Source organism: Arthrobacter sp. SPT-J7 (genome assembly GCF_059089965.1).
On the sequence record NZ_JBNHFF010000001.1, the window covers coordinates 224,119 to 242,649 of the forward strand.

General features: G+C 58.8%; 16 protein-coding genes. 13 read left to right on the forward strand and 3 right to left on the reverse strand.

Annotated elements, in window-relative coordinates; genetic code table 11:
• The first annotated feature begins 242 nt into the window (after positions 1-242).
• From AC5RWX_RS01000 to AC5RWX_RS01045, 10 genes are all read left to right on the forward strand, one after another.
• A complete protein-coding gene (locus AC5RWX_RS01000; protein ID WP_493939831.1) occupies positions 243-1,403 on the forward strand; it encodes an acyl-CoA dehydrogenase family protein in 1,161 nt (386 codons plus the stop codon).
• A 15-nt stretch (positions 1,404-1,418) separates the two neighbouring features.
• The gene (locus AC5RWX_RS01005; protein WP_493939832.1) at positions 1,419-2,981 is read left to right on the forward strand and encodes a class I adenylate-forming enzyme family protein; all 1,563 of its coding nucleotides are present in this window, start codon (positions 1,419-1,421) and stop codon (positions 2,979-2,981) included.
• The gene (locus tag AC5RWX_RS01010) at positions 2,978-3,421 is read left to right on the forward strand and encodes a MaoC family dehydratase (protein WP_493939833.1); all 444 of its coding nucleotides are present in this window, start codon (positions 2,978-2,980) and stop codon (positions 3,419-3,421) included. The genes AC5RWX_RS01005 and AC5RWX_RS01010 overlap by 4 nt, the downstream gene beginning before the upstream one ends.
• Positions 3,421-3,870 (forward strand): MaoC family dehydratase, encoded by a 450-nt coding sequence (locus tag AC5RWX_RS01015; protein ID WP_493939834.1) that lies wholly within the window; start codon positions 3,421-3,423, stop codon positions 3,868-3,870. Before AC5RWX_RS01010 ends, AC5RWX_RS01015 begins: the two co-directional genes overlap by 1 nt.
• A gap of 293 nt (positions 3,871-4,163) precedes the next feature.
• On the forward strand, positions 4,164-5,996 hold the full coding sequence (locus AC5RWX_RS01020; RefSeq protein WP_493939835.1) for an NAD(P)-binding domain-containing protein: 1,833 nt from the start codon (positions 4,164-4,166) through the stop codon (positions 5,994-5,996).
• A 102-nt stretch (positions 5,997-6,098) separates the two neighbouring features.
• Positions 6,099-6,422, forward strand: a complete 324-nt coding sequence (locus tag AC5RWX_RS01025; protein WP_493939836.1) for a hypothetical protein — start codon at positions 6,099-6,101, stop codon at positions 6,420-6,422.
• Positions 6,367-7,149: a type 2 periplasmic-binding domain-containing protein gene (locus tag AC5RWX_RS01030; protein WP_493939838.1), complete on the forward strand. Its 783-nt coding sequence runs from the start codon at positions 6,367-6,369 to the stop codon at positions 7,147-7,149. The genes AC5RWX_RS01025 and AC5RWX_RS01030 overlap by 56 nt, the downstream gene beginning before the upstream one ends.
• A 526-nt stretch (positions 7,150-7,675) precedes the next feature.
• Positions 7,676-8,119, forward strand: a complete 444-nt coding sequence (locus AC5RWX_RS01035; protein WP_493939839.1) for a hypothetical protein — start codon at positions 7,676-7,678, stop codon at positions 8,117-8,119.
• Between the two features lie 131 nt (positions 8,120-8,250).
• Entirely contained in the window at positions 8,251-10,383 is a 2,133-nt protein-coding gene (locus AC5RWX_RS01040) for a hydantoinase/oxoprolinase family protein (protein ID WP_493939840.1), read from the forward strand.
• Complete coding sequence (locus AC5RWX_RS01045; RefSeq protein ID WP_493939842.1) at positions 10,380-12,695, forward strand: hydantoinase B/oxoprolinase family protein; 2,316 nt, start codon at positions 10,380-10,382, stop codon at positions 12,693-12,695. The genes AC5RWX_RS01040 and AC5RWX_RS01045 overlap by 4 nt, the downstream gene beginning before the upstream one ends.
• Before the next feature lie 566 nt (positions 12,696-13,261).
• Here the strand turns inward: AC5RWX_RS01045 and AC5RWX_RS01050 are convergent.
• The 3 genes from AC5RWX_RS01050 to AC5RWX_RS01060 all read right to left on the reverse strand — a co-directional run bounded on the left by AC5RWX_RS01050 (position 13,262) and on the right by AC5RWX_RS01060 (position 16,110).
• Positions 13,262-13,639 (reverse strand): hypothetical protein, encoded by a 378-nt coding sequence (locus AC5RWX_RS01050; protein ID WP_493939843.1) that lies wholly within the window; start codon positions 13,637-13,639, stop codon positions 13,262-13,264.
• A 477-nt stretch (positions 13,640-14,116) separates the two neighbouring features.
• Complete coding sequence (locus AC5RWX_RS01055; RefSeq protein WP_493939844.1) at positions 14,117-14,863, reverse strand: SDR family NAD(P)-dependent oxidoreductase; 747 nt, start codon at positions 14,861-14,863, stop codon at positions 14,117-14,119.
• 53 nt (positions 14,864-14,916) lie between these two features.
• Positions 14,917-16,110 (reverse strand): cytochrome P450, encoded by a 1,194-nt coding sequence (locus AC5RWX_RS01060; RefSeq protein WP_493939845.1) that lies wholly within the window; start codon positions 16,108-16,110, stop codon positions 14,917-14,919.
• Positions 16,111-16,457: 347 nt separating this feature from the next.
• Between AC5RWX_RS01060 and AC5RWX_RS01065 the strand changes: the two genes are divergently transcribed.
• From AC5RWX_RS01065 to AC5RWX_RS01075, 3 genes are all read left to right on the forward strand, one after another.
• On the forward strand, positions 16,458-16,670 hold the full coding sequence (locus tag AC5RWX_RS01065) for a ferredoxin (protein ID WP_493939846.1): 213 nt from the start codon (positions 16,458-16,460) through the stop codon (positions 16,668-16,670).
• Positions 16,651-17,205, forward strand: a complete 555-nt coding sequence (locus AC5RWX_RS01070) for an HtaA domain-containing protein (protein ID WP_493939847.1) — start codon at positions 16,651-16,653, stop codon at positions 17,203-17,205. Before AC5RWX_RS01065 ends, AC5RWX_RS01070 begins: the two co-directional genes overlap by 20 nt.
• 82 nt (positions 17,206-17,287) lie before the next feature.
• The gene (locus AC5RWX_RS01075) at positions 17,288-18,511 is read left to right on the forward strand and encodes a C4-dicarboxylate TRAP transporter substrate-binding protein (RefSeq protein WP_494096870.1); all 1,224 of its coding nucleotides are present in this window, start codon (positions 17,288-17,290) and stop codon (positions 18,509-18,511) included.
• Positions 18,512-18,531 lie beyond the last annotated feature (20 nt).

Here is an 18,531-nt window from a genome sequence, read left to right on the forward strand (position 1 = left end):
GCGACTGCTGGTCGCCCGATCGCTAGCGAGAGGGAATCGATGAAGAAAATCAGCGAGCGTACCCAGGTCGTGGCGGTCGAGACTGCTGGTATCGGGCGCGTGATTGCCCTGGCTATGCCGGGAAGGTAAACATCGCGCCTTACGGGCGGCACGGCACGCGCGCCTCATCTTAAGGTCGGGCTGGGCGTTGCGTGCATGTGGTGGCGGGCTGGTTTTTTTACTTTTGAGTTTGGAGTTGGGTCATGGATTTGGAACTGAGCGAAGAAGATCAGGCGATTCAGGAGCTTGCGGCAGATTTTATTGATCGTGAGTTGCCACACGAGGAGGCTCGTCGTCTGGACGAGGCTTCGGAGTTTCCGCGTGAGCTTTGGAACAAGATGGCCAAGGCGGGGTTCATGCGCGCGTTGGTTCCCGCGGAGTACGGGGGCGATGGGCTGTCGGTGTTCCAGGAGTGCTTGATCATTGAACAGTTTGCCAAGCGAACGATGGTCGCCGGGATGATGTACATGGCGCCGTCGTTTTCGGGCCCGCGTCCGGTGGCGACTTTGGGGACGGAGGAGCAGAAGCAGCGTTTCCTGCCCTCGATGGCTGAGGGCGAGACGATTTTTTCGTTTGGTCTGACGGAGACGGGTAGTGGTACGGATTTGCTGGGCAGCCTCAAGATGTCTGCTCGTCGCGATGGTGATCGGTACATCCTCAATGGTCAGAAGCTGTACACGAGCAATGCCGATCAGAGTGATTACATCCTGACGATGGCTCGCACGGCTCCGGCGGGCGACCGTCGTGCATACGGTTTGACGTTGTTTATAGTTCCCAGCAATCATCCCGGCATCGAAATTCGCAAGCTTGAGAAGCTCGGTGGCCGTTCGTTTTCGACGAATGAAGTGTTCTTCGACGATGTGGACGTGTCACCTGCGGATATTCTCGGTGTTGAGAACGAGGGCTTTTACCAGCTTCTGCCAACGCTCAACCACGAACGTATTACTACTGCCGCCCAAGCGTTGGGCATCGGTGCGGGCGCTTTATCGGAGATGATCACGTACGCGAAAGAGCGCGAAGCGTTCGGGCGGCCGATCGGGCAGTTTCAAGCGATTCAGCACAAGATCGCAGACTCCATCATTGATATGGGGCTGGCGCGTTTGGCCATTTACCGGGCCGCTGACATGCTCGACCGCGGTCTGGACCTGAAAGTCGACGCGACCGCAGCCAAGCTCGTGGCCACTGAGGCGGCCTTCCGTGTGGCTACTCGAGGCATGGATGTCATGGCCGGCATGGGGTTTGTCAAAGGTGGAAACATGGAGCGCTATTTCCGCGATATTCGCCAATTGATGCTCGGTCCAGTTACTAACGACATGGCTCGCAACATTATCGCTGAGGGCGCTGGCCTGCCCCGAAGCTACTGATAAGGACCCGCAAGAATGGACAACTCAGAACACTCCCCGCAGGATGCATACATGAACTACGGTCGGTTCCTGCGCCTCGCGGCAAGCAGACATGCTAGCCGCCGCTTCCTAATCTACGAAGGTCAGACGTATACGTACGCGGAGTTCAACCGTAAAGTCAACCAGTTAGCCAACGCTTTGACGAGCCGCGGCGTCGCCACTGGCGACCACGTATTGACGTGGTCGTATAACAGTGACGAGATGCTCGCTCTGATGTTTGCGGCTGCGAAGCTTGGAGCCGTGATGGTTCCTGTTAACACGATGCTCGCGCGCCAGAGCGTCGAAGGGCTCATTGCACGTCTACAACCGAGCGTGATCGCGGCCGATGACAACCGCGCTGCCGAGTTGCAGGCAGTTGGTGTCTCTTCGAACGTGCTTCTCGCGCTTCGGGGGGACGAGGGCGTGGATGCGCCGCCCGGGACATGGGTCACTATGAGCCAATTTGTTCAGGACCAGTCCGACCGGGAGCCGAGCGGTGTGCTGCTCGATGACTCCGCTCGCGGGATGATCATCTTCACTTCGGGATCAACCGCCGCGCCGCGCGGGGTGGTCAAGTCCTATGCCAGTCTTGGCTGGAGCGCGGTGAATCATCAGCTGGCTACGCGCCGTGACACGACCTCGGTGGAACTTATCGGTTTGCAGTTGGCCGGTATCGTGTTCGCCAACTTCGTTCTCACCGCGGTTCTGGGCGGGGCCACCGTCGTCCTCCTGCGTCGTTTTTCCGCTCAGGGAGCGGTGGAGGCAGTTGAGGAGCATGGTGTGACCCACATGTTCCTGGCACCGACGATGATCTTGCCGATGCTGTCCGTGGTCGAATCGGGCATTGGAAGTTTTGAGAGCCTGCGACTCTTCCATACCTCTTACGCGCTGACGCCGACGCAGCGCAAGCGCATTATCGAGCATATGCCTTCCGGGTGTGACCTTCGCTATGGGTATGGGTCAACCGAGGGATCGATGTTCCCTGCGAATTCGACCGACTTCAGCGATGAAGACAATACTGTGGGCGTGCCGGTCGGAATCGATGAGATGCGAATCGTCAATCCGGAAGGCGCTGTTTTGGGGGCCAATGAGGTTGGCGAGATCCAGATTGCAGGTCCGACCGTGATGCTGGGCTATCTCGATCCCGAACCAGAAGCGAAGAGTGCCGACGGGTGGCTGAAAACGGGCGACCTGGGCGAGATCGACGACCGTGGTCAACTGCACTTCCGCGGGCGAGTCAAGGACATGATCAAAACCGGCGGGCACAATGTTTTCGCTGGCGACGTGGAGACGGCATTGGCCGAACATTCCGCGGTGGAGGATGTCTGCGTGGTCGGTGTCCCGGACGACCACTGGGGTGAGGCGGTAACGGCAATCATCACGCCCTCCTCTTGCAGCGCGGTTGAAGACGAGATCAGGGCGTTCATGAAGGATCGGCTGCCCGGGTACATGCGCCCGAAACAGTACTTGTATCTGGACACTTTGCCGGTGAATCCCACCGGCAAAGTGGCAAAGCAAGCCGCCCTGGCGCAGGCTTCGGTAGGAGTCGGTTCAGAGTGAAGGAATACCTGGACGACTACGAGATAGGCGAGACGATTCGCAGCCCGTACGTTCGGCTGAACTCTGATGACGTCCGCACCTACGCGCGGTACACCCACGACGTGCGGCCCATCTTGCTCTCTAGTGTCGACGATAAGGGTCCAGAGCGTTTCGTTCCCCCCTTGTACTTGTTGGCGCTGGGGATGTGCCTCCTGCAGCAGGCGCCGGAGAGGTCCTGGCTGCCATCCCGCGTGGTCGCGTTCTTGAAATTCGACGGCATTCAGTTCCCGACTGCAGCAAGCGTAGGGGATCTCATTTACAGCACTGCCAGAGTTGAAGACATCACAGTGCGTGGTACACGCGGCAAGCTTTTCTATCACCACGAAACCAGAAATCAGGATGACGAACTCCTGGTTAGTACTGGGTACAGCATGCTCGTAGAGCGTCGGCCGGAGGACTAATGCGCGAGTTTTTGGAAGACTACACAGTAGGCGACGAGGCGAGTACCTATGGGCGCACCATCGGTGAGGCCGACTTTCTCATCTGGGGGGGTATCGAGCACGACTACCCCACCATTCACTTCGACGCTGCAGCTATGGCCACATCGACTTTCGGGGAGCGCATCTCCGCCGGTTACATTCCCCTGAATCTCTCTGTCGGGATGTTCGCACAAAGCGACTGGCACTGGTACTGGCCTAAAGGGGCGATCGCGACGGTGGGCTGGGACGATGTCATTTTCCACACTCCCTTGCTCATCGGCGACACCATAACCACACGCCGTGAAATACAAGAGGTCATCGCAGACGAGGAAGACAGCGGAGTTCTCGTCCATCTCGTCGAAGTCCGCAACCAGAAGTCTGAACTCGTGTTGTCGGGACACGAACGGATAAGAGTACAACGACGCCCCTAAGCCACCCGTGTTCTTGCAGTCTGGCGAACGACGGATATCCAGGACGTTGGACTCGGGCCGATCGAAGTAGGCCTGGCGAGCATTTGAATCGCTTACGAACCCGTTAGTCACTCCTACGTCTCAAGAGCCGATGAGCTATTGCCGCAGTGTGCCTCGAAATGCTGAGCAGGTAGTAGGCGGGCATCGACTGAGCTTTGCCGCATTGGGGTAGACACTAAGCTAACCTCCGTTAGATAATGATGCAGGGCAGGAGCCACGAGTTTTCAGATCGTATTGCTTCAGGAAAGGTAAACATGCTCAACGAAGACACTCTTACCATCGAGGCTGAGCCGTCCTACGAAGACCTCCAAAGCGAGGTCGAGAACTGGCTGCGTCGCTTCGAGCGCCTCCTCGCCGAAGGCGACATCCCCGCCGTCATGGAGACCTTCGCGGAAGACCCCTGGTGGCGGGATTTCCATATCCTCACGTGGGATGTCACCCCCAAGCACGGACGTGACGCTATCGGTGGGATGCTGTCCGACGTCCTAGACAACGGCACTGTCATTCGGAACGTGGCGCTCGAACGGGACATCGAGATTGTTGTCGAACCCGACGGAGCCGTTAGGGCATTCTGGAAGTTCGAAACAGGCATCTCTGTCGGCCGGGGCGTGATTCGTTTCGTCAGAGAGGATCAGACTCTCCGTGCCTGGACGATGTCATCAGAGCTCCTGTGGTTGCGCGATCATCCGCCAGTTACGACCTTGATGGCGGATGCGGCCGATGAGAAGTACAACACTGCCAAGACTCCCGAACAGCGGAGGCAGGAGAGCCTCGCTGCCGACAAGAGCGAGCGCACCGACCCCGAGGTGCTTATAGTCGGGGCAGGACACTCTGGGCTAACCCTGGCTGCCCGGCTCGTCGAGATCGGGGTCGACACGTTGGTCCTGGAACAGCACGGCCGCGCCGGGGACAGCTGGCGAAAACGCTACAGCGGACTGAGTTTGCACGACCCTAAGTTCTACTCTCAGCTGCCCTACATGCCGTTCCCTTCCACGTGGCCACTGTTCTCCCCGAAGGATGACTTCGCCGACTGGCTCGAAGCTTTCGTGAAGTTCATGAGGATCGACCTATGGACGTCATCCCCGATTCTCAAGGCTGAGTACGAGCCAGAAGCCGAGAGGTGGAGTGTCGTCGTTGACAACGATGGTGTTCGGCGGACGTTGCGACCCAAGCAGCTGGTTTTCTCCACCGGGCTCCATGGGAACCCGGTCATTCCCGAAGTTCCTGGATCGGAATCCTTCCAAGGAGTGATCGTGCACAGCTCCTCGTATCGGGGAGATGACCAGGTGACGGGCAAGCGGGTCATCGTTGTGGGTACGTCATCGAGCGGAATGGACGTCGTCCAAAACGCGTATGAGGCGGGAGCATCAAAGGTAACTCTCCTTCAGCGTGGCCCGACCTACGTCATGTCCACGCGACATGGTGTACCGGCGCAGTGGGGCACGAACTACAGCGAGTCGGGTCCGGCCCTGGACATTGCAGACTCAGTGAACAACTCGCGCCCGCTGGAACTAATGTTTCGCTCCGTGGTTCCTCAGGCAGTCAGACAAGTCGCGGAGAAAGATGCAGAAATGCTCGCGGGCCTGGCCGATGCAGGGTTCGAGACCACCCTCGGTCCTGGTGACGCGGGCGTCCTGTACTACACGTTCGTCAAGAACGGCGGGTACTACATCGACAAGGGCGCAGCGCAGCTCATCATCGATCGCAAAGTCCCTGTCCGCAGGGACGGGATCGCGTCATTCACCCCAACCGGTGTGATCTACGGTGACGGCACTGAGGATGCTGCGGACATCGTCGTTTTCGCAACCGGCTACACGAACATGCGCGAAGGCTTCCGCCCGATTCTTGGTGACGAGGTGACGGACAGCATTGCCACCGTGTGGGGGCTCGACGAGACCGGCGAGGTTCGCACAACCTTCCGGCACACTGGCCACCCAGGCCTATGGGTAGCCGCGCATGGCGTGGGTCAGTGTCGTTTCCTTTCACGGCCGTTTGCAGCCATGCTTCAGGCCGTCAACAAGGGTCTGCTCGACCCCGATATCAGCGTTCGTCTAAGGCCGACGGAAAATGTAAGAAGCAAGTTCTGAGAACGCAGAGCGATGTGACGAGTGCCATGCCGTGCGCTTCTAGGTGACACTGCCGTATTGAAGCAGGGCATGGCCTCGTCGCCTGCATGCGCAGGGCCAGGAATGAGTGCCCACGACTACGTGACGCAATGGGCGGCATCGGTCACCGAGCTTAGTGAGGGGAAGATCACTTTCGACATCTACGAGGCGGGTGCCTTGAGCGCGGCACGGGAAGAAATAACCACGGTGTCGTCGGGTTTTGCGGATATGGTGCCGCTGGCTAATGGGTATCGCCCTGACCAACTTGTCGTGGCGAACTGGCTCGACCGCGCCATTCAGGAAGCGACACTCTCGTTCAACTATCCCAACACCGTCATTGGTGGAGGGGGCGATGTACCTCGCTCAGTACACCGCCTCCGAGCCTCTGCTCGAGGAGGCGGCCGCTAATGGTTTCATGCCGTTGTTGTCGACTTTTATCGGTCCGTCCATGTTGACGTGTGTTGAGCCGTTCGAGACTGTCGACGATTTGGCCGGGCGCAAGGTGCGTGGCGGGAACGCACTCCAGCAGAGCGAGTACGAAGCGCTGGGCATGGCCCCGCTCTTCCTGCCGCCGCTCGAACAATATGAGGCCCTACAGCGCGGTGTTCTTGAGTGCGCTGTCAACGGGGTACTTTTCGCCGAAGATTTGGTGGAGCTGGCTCCGTATGTCGCCATCCCCACTACCGCAGTAGCGACGACCAGTTGGGTTATCTCCACGGATACGTGGTCCCAGTTCTCACTCGAGGTGCAGCAGGCGCTGTTGGACCATCGCCTTGAGCACGTTGCCAACTACCACCAGGCTACGCTCGACGAGTATGCTGCGATTCCTGCCGGAATCGAGGCTGCCGGTGGTGAGTTCGTGGACGCCACGGGGTTCAACCAGGTGATCGCCGACTGGTGGGCGGATCAGCCATCGCTTGAGAACAGCGCGCCGTCTGCGATCCAAGACCCGGCCGCTGTGCTGAATGAAGTCAAGGAGAACGCTGCGTATTGGCAGGCCCACACGACCGAAGAACTCGGCGTGCCGACATCCGGGGGAGACATGCTGGAGACCATCAAGCGCGGCGGCGACCTGATCGATTGGACTGAGTGGACGGAAGCGGTACGCTCCCGAATTGCCGAGACGCAAAACTAATCGGTCCCTACGACGCTACTTTGTGTGAGCAGATGAAGTAGGCGGAGAAGTCCGGAGCGGTATGTCACATACCCACACCGGAGTTCTTCGTCTTTCACCGATGCGAGGGTGACTGAGTATTCGCTTTTCTAAGCGCCGTCAGGGCGGGTTTTGTCGAGGCACCGTTGGGAGCGCCGTGAATTGGGTGATCGACGGTTCGCCTCGTTGCCTGAGCGTGTGGTTTATTGACACTGGAGTCATCGTCAGCAGCCCGGCACTGACGGCGGGCGGTAGCGGGCTTCGCCGGCATGATCTCCGCCAGTGTCTGTATCCACAACTCACATCCCGTACCCGGGCCGTCAGACGCTCGCGGGCATGGTACCGCGAACGCTTGGCGGGCACTTCTCGCGAATCTGGTCAAGGTACGAGGTGCCTCACCTAAGAGTGAGCGCGAAGAATGATGCGGTGCCTCACTTATTGTGAGCGCGAGGCTTGCGGTTCATTTGGTTGTTTGGAGTCGACGAATCGACGCTTCCAAGGATGCCCTGTGAAGGTGCCGACTCGTGATCATGGCCCCAGTTTTGGCTTGGGAGAGCTCGATCCGTCGGAGCTGAATCTGATTGATTATGCGGGTCAGATCGGCCGCATTCACCCCCGAGATTCGTGCCTGGACGAGGTCGGCTTGCTCGTCAGGGGTGAGCTCATCACGCGTGTCGTAACGCCAGTAGAACGCGTGCTTGCGGACCACGTGATTGTTCTTCGACTCGACGGTCGCCTGATCATTCTTCTTGCAAGGCCGGGACCTAGTCTGGGCGGTATCCCGTTCCTGGAGCCAGCCGGCGACGTCAACAGCGCCAACAAGCGTCGCGCTCAAAGTCTGTGCGGCACCGACTACACCCACGCGCTCAAAGAAACTGAGGCACGTCGAGGTGTTGACGCAGTCATGGGCTACCCCTACAGTGTGGTAACCGCTGTTCGCCAAACGTGGTAACGAAGAATTGTCCACGCAGTTTGCCCTCGATGGTGAGGGTTCTTTAGCAGGTGGACTTTTTGCACATAATCATAGATTCCGCGATATATCAGGCTGAACAGGACAGCGTATCGTTTCTGGAAGGAATTGAAATGGGCCATGTTGTAGGTGTCGATATAGGTGGAACGTTCACCGACTGCATCTCTGTTAGCGATCGCGGCACGGTGACCATCGGAAAATCGCCGTCCACCCCACCGGACTTCGACCGAGGGTTCATTGGCGCGTTGGAGGTGGTGGCGCAACAGAACGGAGTGTCCTTAGGGGAGTTCCTTTCCAGCGCAGACAGCGTCGTGCACGGCTGCACGGTCGGCACCAACGCACTCGTCGAGGGGCGAACTGCGAGGGTTGCGCTCATTACGTCGGCAGGTCACACCGAGCCGTTGTACGTTATGCGGGCGGGAGGGCGACTTGCTTCGCAGGCTCCGGAGTACATCGCGCATGTGGCCGCACATTCGAAGCCCGAACCCCTGGTTCCTCGTGACCTCGTCAGGGAGGTCGACGAACGAGTGACCCGGGACGGCACGGTACTCGTGCAGCTGGATGACAATCAGGTTCGCAAGGTTGTGCGTGAATTGCTGGACGATGGCATCGAAGTCTTCGCGGTGTCTCTGCTCTGGTCTATCAAGAATGATGCTCACGAACGCCGCATCGGCAAAATCATTGAGGAGATGGCCCCAAACGCGTTCGTTTCCCTCGCTTCAGAGATGGTGAACCGAGTCGGCGAGTACGAACGAACTGTTGCTGCTGTCGTCAATTCGCTCATTGGTCCTGCGATGCGCAAGTACCTGACTGACCTGCGGACGGCCCTTGCTGCCGAAGGTTACACGCGTGATGTCGGGATTATGACATGTTCAGGTGGGCTTGTAGACGCCGCAGTGGCTCAGCGTCGCCCGATTCTTACAATCGGGTCCGGGCCCGTTGCGGGAGTTGTTGGCTCGCAGGTGTTGGCGGCTCGGTACGCGCGGGAATCAGATGCCTCGGTGGAGAACGTCATCACGGCGGACATGGGGGGGACCACCCTCGATGTGGGGGTGCTCACTTCGGGCACCGCATCTAAGCGGTCGACGAGCCGACATGGGCAGTTCGAGTACTTCGTGCCCACCCTCGACGTGCGGTCTGTTGGCGCGGGAGGCGGATCGATAATTCGCTACGACAAACTTTCGGGGACCATCAAGGTCGGGCCTCAAAGTGCGGGCGCCCGGCCCGGACCCGCCGCTTTTGGACGCGGAGGAACGCAAGCGACAGTCACTGACGCTGGCCTCATCCTGGGCTATATCAACCCGGACTACTTCCTCGAAGGCGGGATGAAGCTCGATCTCGAAGCTGCGCGGACCGCGCTCGCGAAGGCGGGTGAACCGCTGGGGCTATCGGCTGAAGAAACGGCTGCGGCAGCAGTTCGAATCATCGACAGCCACATGGCTGACCAGATTCGTCTGCTGAGTGTTCACCAAGGGCACGATGCCCGGAACTTCGCAATGTACGCTTATGGCGGAAATGGTCCGGTGCACGCGACGGCATTTGCGGCCCAACTCGGCATGTCAAAGGTCGTTATCCCAATGGGTGACCTCGCATCAGGGTTCTCGGCTCTCGGAATTGCCGCATCGGAACACCTTGTTATCGAAGAGGCGAGTGCGCTGCTCGTTTCACCGTTCGACATGACCGAGCTGTACGGATTGTTCCGTCAACTAGAGGATCAAGCGCGTAACCGGGCTCTAGCACAAGGTATCAAAGAGAGCGACATCACCTTCGAGCGCTTCGTTGAAATGCGCTACAGCCAACAGGTTACTGAAGTTCGAATCCCCGCACCGCTTGGTGAATTGACTGACTCGGATTCCGAGTTGCTCATGCTGGAATTCGAGCGCGAGTATGACCGTGTCTACGGCGAGGGCGCCGGATATGCCAAGGCAGGTTTCACGATCAAAACAGTGATTGTGGAGGCTCGTTCAGCCGAACGCCAACTGGGCCTAGCAGCTGCGGGGGAGGTTGCTTCGGGGCTACCGCCACGCTCGGGGGAACGCGAAATCATTTGGTATGAGCAGGGAATGGACCGCGTGACTACGCCGACCTATCTCGGTAATGAATTTGTGCGCGGTATGACCGTTCAAGGACCAGCGATCCTCGAATACGCAGTCACAACTGCAGTCATTCGACCCGGCCAGACGGCGACAGTGGATTCGACGAACTCGATCGTCGTGAGCATCGATCAGAAGGAGCAAGGAAAATGACTCTTTTGGACACCGTCGTAGCCGACGAGCTGCCATGGGATGGGCTAGTCCGGGCTTACCGTCCGGGACCTGACTGGGCATCGAACGTTTCATCGAAACTCGAGTTCTATCAGGTTGCAGACAAAGACCTTGATCCGATCACTTATGAGGTGATCCGCCACAGATTGTGGATCACAAACACCGCACACGGTGAAACTCTCCAGCGTGTATCGGGCTCGCCCATTTTCCAGATCCTCGACTTTAATATGTCTATCCTCACGGCCGAGGGCGAAGTCGTGATGAATGCCCCGTACTTCCAGCACCTGAGTTCAGGGGCACCCCTCGCGGTACGGTACCTAATGGAGCACTTCAGTGATGAGCCTGGAATCAACGAGGGCGACATCTTCATGTGTAACGACCCGTGGATCGGGGCGGTTCACCAGCCTGATGTCCTGTACGCGATGCCAATCTTCATCGAAGGTGCGCTCATTGCGTGGGTTACGAATGCAGCCCATCAAGTCGACCTCGGTGGAACAGCGCCAGGTGGTTTTCCGCCCGACGCTCCGGATGTCTTTCATGACCCGACGATGTTCACGCCTATGAAGATCGTTGAGCGAGGTAAGATGCGGACCGATATAGAACGCGTGTTCTTGCGCCAGTCACGTCAGCCAGATCTATTAGCGCTTGACCTGCGTGCGCAAATCGCCGGCGTTCGGTTCGCGCACGACGAAATTCTCCGCGCGTGCGAAACCTATGGTGCGGATGCAGTTCGTGGGACGTGCGACAAGATCTTGGACGTTTCGCAGCAGGCATTCCGGGAAAAACTACGCCGCATCCCGGACGGCACCTGGACGCGAGTCGCCTACATGGATGAGCGAATCCCGGGTGATCGTGCGAGTCAACGGTTGCAGCTCAACTTGCACAAGATAGGCGACCGTCTCCGTATCGATAATCGCGGAAGTGACCCACAGGTTGTCGGTCCCAATGGCATGACCTATGCCGCCTTCACCGGAACGGTGACAGGCGGGATCACGCTAGCTATGTTGTACGACCAGCTATACGCTGCGGGTGGGGCCCTGCGGCAGATTGATTGGGACGTAGAACCAGGAACAGTCACCTGCGTCAACTGGCCGTCTGCAGTGAGCGCTGGCTCGATGCAGCAGATGATGATGACAAATCTGGCGTATGAGACGGTCGGAAGGATGCTGTTCAGCGTGCCGGGCCTTGAGGGCGACGTGCAAGCTTCGTCAATACCTGGCGCTGCGTGGGTCTTGTTTGGTGCGGACGACATGGGGGAGCCGTTCGGTTCCCCCATAATGGACACGTTGGCCATGGGGACTGGGGCACGAGGTGTTGCCGATGGGATCCATCACAGTGGAGTTACTTCTTCACCGCTGTCGAAGTACCCGAGCACCGAGGAACAGGAACTGTTCCACCCCATCGTTTATTTGTATCGACGTCAGCTGCCGGACAGCGGTGGCGCGGGGGAGTTCCGTGCTGGAGGCGGTTTGTCCTTCGCGGTCACCGGTTACGGGGCGGCGACGCTTGGGGTGATCACTGCCGGCGCAGGACAGATAACGACAACGCACTCAGCCCCAGGCATTTTTGGCGGCTATCCGTCTGGAACGATGGAGCTGCGCGTGCTCCAGGGGACCAATGTAGCTGATTCCTTCAAAGCCGGAATTGTCCCGTCTGACGACTCGATGATCCACGCCAATTCGGAAGTCATCTTGGGGAATAAGACCTCCGGGTTTATGGTCGCAGCTGATGACATTGTTGTCGGGCGCGTTCTAGGCGGCGGTGGCTTCGGCGACCCGGTATCTCGAGACCCCGAACTGGTCGCCGCCGATGTCCATGAAGGGTGGGTCTCAAGGGAAGTAGCCGCCCGCATTTACGCAGTGGTAATCGCGGATGACGGAAGCGTCGATGTCGAGGCCACCCAGGCTGCGCGGACCGCGACTCTTGAAGACCGCGGCACGTGGGAACACGTGCGTTCACGTTGGGCGGATACAAATGTTGCTGAGTCGCTCGCGGCAACTGGAGAGCCGGAGCGACGTGTGCATCCGCACATCGTCTCCAAGGATTCAGGTGGAGTGCGGGTCCTGGCCTGCTCTTGCGGCGAAGTGCTCGTTGGTCATGCGGACAATTTCAAGTTCGGTCTACTAGTCCATGAGGCTCCCGTCACAGCAATTCCACTGGTGAAGGACCCGTCACAATTCATTGACGATGTAGGCGTCTTCCGCCAATATGCTTGCCCCGGCTGTCGCATCCTGTTGACGACAGAGGTCGCTCGTTCGGACGACCCGCCACTGCCGGAGTTCGTTCTGGCGTAAGTGCCTGAAAGGGGATCCTCGTCGATGCTCGCCGACAACAGCGTCAAGACTTACGTGCGGTGTCGGTCGATCGACGAGGATCTCCTGCGGCCGACAAGTTTCAAGGCGGCTCTGCGGGTGCCATAGCCCGGGTTGCGACCCGGAATCCACCTCGACCTGAACTACCCATCTGCGCAGCGATTCGCGGCCGATATTCAGCCGTCCGGCAATCACTCGGATCGCTTCTGCAGTGGACTCATAGTCATCTCGGTGATCAAGCACCAGACGGACCGCACGGTCCTTGAGTTCTTTGGGGTACTGCTTGGGCATACTGTCATCCTCCTCGGAAAACAGTCCCTACAAAACTCGGGCCGGTTCATCGGGCTATACCGATGTCCTGAGACATCACATCAACGCGCCGGACCAACCTAACCAAGTGCTGCTAAGCATGACGTCACGTTCGGCGTTAGGGCGAAGCAACTTGACGCTCAGCTCGGTCTACGGGCGCAGAGGAGCTCTGAACTCGACAAGTGCAGTTTTGAAAGCATCCCAATCAATGACGTCCGTCCCTCGGCGTAGGCATCTACCTAACTTTGGGCGTTGGTCTTATTAACGTGCTGTACACCGACGTGTTCGTCCCAGAGCGACCGCCAATTTTTTTGTAGGATCTCAAAGTCTTCGATGAACTGCTTCGGATCCTGAACAGAAGCAGGCGGCGCTGCCAAAAACTCATCCGCCCGGGCTTCAATACTCTGCGCAAGAATCGGATCGATGTCATTTGTCGGCGAGAAGGTCACACCCATCCGTTCGGCCTGGTCACTCAGTTTGCCGTACGATTGCAAGGTCGCGCGCTGATATGCCACCGTCGCCTGAGTACTAGCGTCAAAGAGGATCTGTTGCGCCCCCAATGGAAGATCGGCCCACACGTCCTCATTCACCGACATGTAGCCGTTGGTTGGTGACATTTCGACGAGCAGAAGGTTCTTAGCAATCTCTAGCAAACCTTGAGCCACAATCGATAGCGCGGACGCCCATGCGTGTTCTCATCATTCAGACTCCATTGTTTAACATGGGTCGGATCGCTGCTGCGTGGCCGAAGAACGCGAGGAAACCACGAAATTTCAGCATAGCTGTGGTTCATTCGTCTGTTCTGCGCGAGAGTCTAACGGCGATTAGCTAGGCGACGCAACTGGTCGGCTTGCCTCACATCAAGATGCCAGGGAAGAGTTCGTGCTTGCCTCACGTGAAATGTCCGCGTAGCTCACGCGGCGGTGGTGCACGAGGCTGTCGATCGCCTCGCGAGCCCGCTCCGATCGCGCCACCACGAGTGCGTCCGGCTGCGGTTCAGCCGATACGGTTCACGGTGCACCGGCCGACGAGTTTGTAGGGCGAACATGTCGGGATCCGCCCACGTCCCACACTGCTTCGGCGGAGACGCGTCTCTACTTGGGCGCGGTCAAGTGCTGGTATAGAGGGTACGTGAGGTTGAGGAACCCACCATCGACGACGATGTTCTGACCGGTGACGTAACTTGCTTCATCGGACGCAAGGAAGCTGACCATGCGCGCGATGTCGTCGGGGCCACCGAGGCGCCCCAGCGGGATAAATGGCACTTTCCGCGGCTCCTCGCCTTCGGCGATAGCGCGATTTGTCCCCTCGGTCTGCACGCTTCCGGGAGCGACTCCGTTCACCCGGATTCCGTCCGGCGCGAACTCGATTGCGGCTTGCCGGATGAGCATGGTAGCCGCGGCCTTTGATGTCGCATACGCGCTGAGGCCGACCGCCGGAGAGAGCCCCGTTGTCGACGTGATGTTCACGATGGCACCGTTTCCGCTGGCAGTGAGCTGCGGGTGGAACGCCTGCATGCACAGCAGATTGCCCCGCACATTAATTGCGAAGACGCGATCGAACTCCTCGACCGAGATATCGAGGAGCGGCGATTGCGGGAAGACGCCGGCGCTGTTGACGAGCACGCTCAATTCGCCGACCTTTGCAGAAGCGGCCGCGACCGAATCCGGGTCGGCCACATCGAGCCTGAGGGGGGTTCCGCCGAGTTTCTGGGCCGCATCCTCAGCGAGTTGCTCGTTGTAGTCCGTCGTGTACACGTGGAATCCATCGGCCGTTAGCCGTTTGGCAATCCCGTAGCCGATTCCCTGCCCTGCACCGGTGACAAGCGCATTACGTGACATCTTAAAGCTCCCTTAATCGAACTGAACTGTTCTGAACGCCGCCGTTGCCGGTGTCACCAGGCCAAAGGCAGCCGATGTACCCCGAAGGCGAACGGGTCATGCTTGTATTCAATCTCCTGATCGTCGGTGAGCCGGAGTGTTGGAATCCGCTCGAAGAGAACGCTGAAGACCGCTGTCAGTTCCGCACGCGCGAGTGACTGACCCAAGCATGAATGGATCCCTCCGCCAAATCCGATATGTCCGGAACTCTCGCGGTTCAAATCGATCTCGGTAGAGTTTGTGAAGGCACGCGGGTCTTGGTTCACGCTTGAGCCGACAAATATCACTCCCTCTCCAGCCTCAATCACGGTGTCGGCTACCTCTATTCGCTCCTTAACGGCGCGGCCGATTACCATATCGGTGATTGATTGCACCCGAACCATCTCCTCGACGAGGACAGGCAGCTTGGTGGGGTCATTGGCAACTGCCTCACGAAGCTCTGGGCGTTGGATCATCTGAATTGTGCCGAGCGACATTGTGTGGGCCGAGGTCTCGTGCCCGGCGGCCAGCATAAGGAACGTGTTCCCAACGGCGGCCTCATGCGTGATCTCTCCCGAATCGATTAGGCCCACCATCTTGGCGACAACTCCCTCTCGGGAGGTTACACGCTGCTCCGCTATCAGAGCCGATATCAACTGCCCCATCTCTTTGACGGTGGCCGCACGCTCTTCCGCGGTGGCGTGGGACGACGCGGTGACATTGGTCAGACGTTCGAAGTCAGTGTGGAGGGCGTAGTCGACTCCCAACAGCATGCAGATCGCCTTGGAAGCTACAACCAAGGCCAGATTCTCGTGGAAGTCGGCGGGTGAGCCTTGATTCAGAAAGTCGTCGATAGTTTCATCCACAATCCGCCGCAATTCCGGCTTCCACTGCTCCACACGCTTTGGGGAGAAGAACGGTGCGAATATCTTGCGGAACCTCGAATGCAGGGGCGGGTCCATGCGGAGAAGTTGCGTTTGCGCATTGCCGGATGGCGGCCCCTTCCGCAGGTGCGGATAGCCGGGGTTGTGGGGATCTGAGGAAAGCCGCTCTGATTGTGCGAGGACTTCGAGGGCTTCCTTGTTTCTGAGCACCAGCCAACTATCGACACCGCTCGGCAAAGTGACGCGCCTTAGCGGCCCCTCCTCCCGCCAGGTCTCGTATTGTTCCGCAGGTCGAAACGGATCACTTCGCCGGACATCCGAGGCTGTGAAATGGGTGCTCGTCATCGTTCCTCCAGGGTTCGCATCATCGCGAAAGATTAGTAGGTCTGGGATGGTACCTCTACCAGCCGTTAGCCGCGACGCTACCATAAGAGAGCGTGCGGTGCCTTGTCTTTCCTATGGGCAAATAGAACCCTTGTGCAGCCGGTACGGCGACCGCATGTCAGCACCTTGACTTTTCCCTATTCGAACTGCAGGCTAATCACTGTTAGACCATTCCCTATTCGAACTGCAGGCTAATCACTGTTAGACCATTTTATGGTCGCCGCTCCGGAATCAAAGTTCCGAGCAAACTAGCGCGGCCCGAGATGCCACACGCAGCGCCGCTGTGGCCGCCTTCAGAAAGGCAATCAATGAAGATCGTCGTTGACCGTGACAAGTGCGTCAGCCTAGGCATCTGCGAGGGGCACGCGCCAGACGTATTCTTTCTGAACGATGATGGAGATCTCGAGGTCGATGAGACCCAATCGATCTCGGAGAGCGAACTTGAGTCGGTCCGGAGCGCAGTGAGCGGCTGCCCCGTGAATGCGCTCAAGTTGATAGAAGATGACTCCCCGGCCGGTTGAGCTGGGAATCTCCGAGTCCCTAGGGGAGCCTGTGCGATCTGAAGTTGCGACAGGTCTTGCCTGGGGCGTTCGATCAAGCTTCCGGCGATACGTTGAGCGGATTGCACATGGGAGTTGCACCACCGATGGCGGCGCAGGTTCACTTCCAGATGGTAGGTTTTACTTCCCCGTCGCGTCGAGCACGGGTGTAGATCCGGATGTGCTCGACGGCACCATAAGATTCCACGGCGGCGTTCGATTCGTTGGACATCTGGGCGCAATCCAACTGAGGATCGGTGAGCTTGAGCTACGCATCGAGTCGGGCAGGGGGGCCCTCCTGACCAGCTCCCAAGCGGGAGTCTGGGACTTGATGGAATTGCGAGCGACAGAGGTGCGGTCAGATGACAAAGTAGTCGCCATCACGCTGGCGAGCCGTCTGGTCGAGGGTGCGGAAGAACTCTTCGGAGAGGTGTACGCCGCTGCGACGCCATTTGATGATCTGGAGGTGCGCGTCCCGCTCGCCATTCCATGGGCAACCGGAAGAGTCTCGCTCTAAGCTAGCGGTCGTTATCCGAATCTTGCTACACTGGCACCCCCGCATTAGACCCCGTATTTCCGATCACATGGTGGTAACCCCATTGAAAACCAAACGCATCACTGCCGTTGCATCAATGCTTATCCTGCTGGCTGGCCTTACGGCCTGTGCATCTGATCCAGGGGAGGATGAAGCCCCTGAAGACCAGATCACCGTCCGCTACGCCGCCCTCGGTCCTTCCGCGAACGACGTTTTTGGGCTAGCCGTGACAGCCTGGCAAGAAGAGGTCACCGAGAAATCGGGTGGACGCGTTCAGTTTGAGAACTATTGGTCGGCCTCACTGCTTGGTGCGACGGATATGCTCACCGGTCTGCAGAGCGGCGTGGCAGACCTCGGGTGGTTCCTTCCCAACTACTATGCCGAGCAGTTGCCGGTCAATACGTGGCTGTCCGGTATGGGCGCAGCTGTCAGTAGCGATCCGACTCGGGCTGTGGTCGCCAGCGGCGCCGTGGCTTATGAGCAAGTGCTGGGTGACACTGCCGCTCGGGCCGAGTATGAGGCCCAGGGGCTTACCCCTCTCATCGTGACGAGTTCGCTCCCATACCACCTGTTGTGCACCAAGGAGGTGTCCTCGGTCGCGGACGCGCAGGGGCTGTCAGCGCGTTCGAGCGGTGAAGTCTGGACCGCTGCCGTCGAGCAGCTAGGCATGACCGGAGTCAGCATGCCATTCACCGAGCTTTACGAGGCCCTCCAGCGCGGGGTGGTGGATTGTGCGATTGCGGCAGTAGATGCCTATCCTGCAAATGGATGGGATGAAGTCGCGAAGCACTTTGTCCCTGTCACGCTGCCCCAGGTGTCGTCCACCACGTGGGCGTGGAACAAAGACTTTTGGGACAGCTTGGACCCGGAGATTCAGCAGATCATGCAGGAGGCCACCTCCACTTTCTTCGAAGTCAGCACCGAACAGTACTTGAAGCGCGGCGCCGATGCACTTGAGGTAATGTTGGGCGACGGAGGCAGCGGAGTGACAGCGTCAAATCCGAACCAGGAACTTCTCGCTATCGCTGATAAGCATCGCCAGGCGTGGGTTAATGCTCTGCCCGCACAAGCACCGGATGCCGTCGATGACCCTGAGCAGATCATCGCCGATTATCAGGCCCGGCTTCAGCACTGGTACGACGCGATGGATGAGCTGGGCCTTCCCCAGGAACCGACCGACGTCCAGTCGATGCTCGAGGCTTACGCCCACGCCGGGACGGCCGACCTCACCGATCTCTTCAGAATGTATGACCAGGAGATAGTCAGCGCCTCGGCGTCCCGCAAATAGGCCGCCGAGTGGCACCCGCC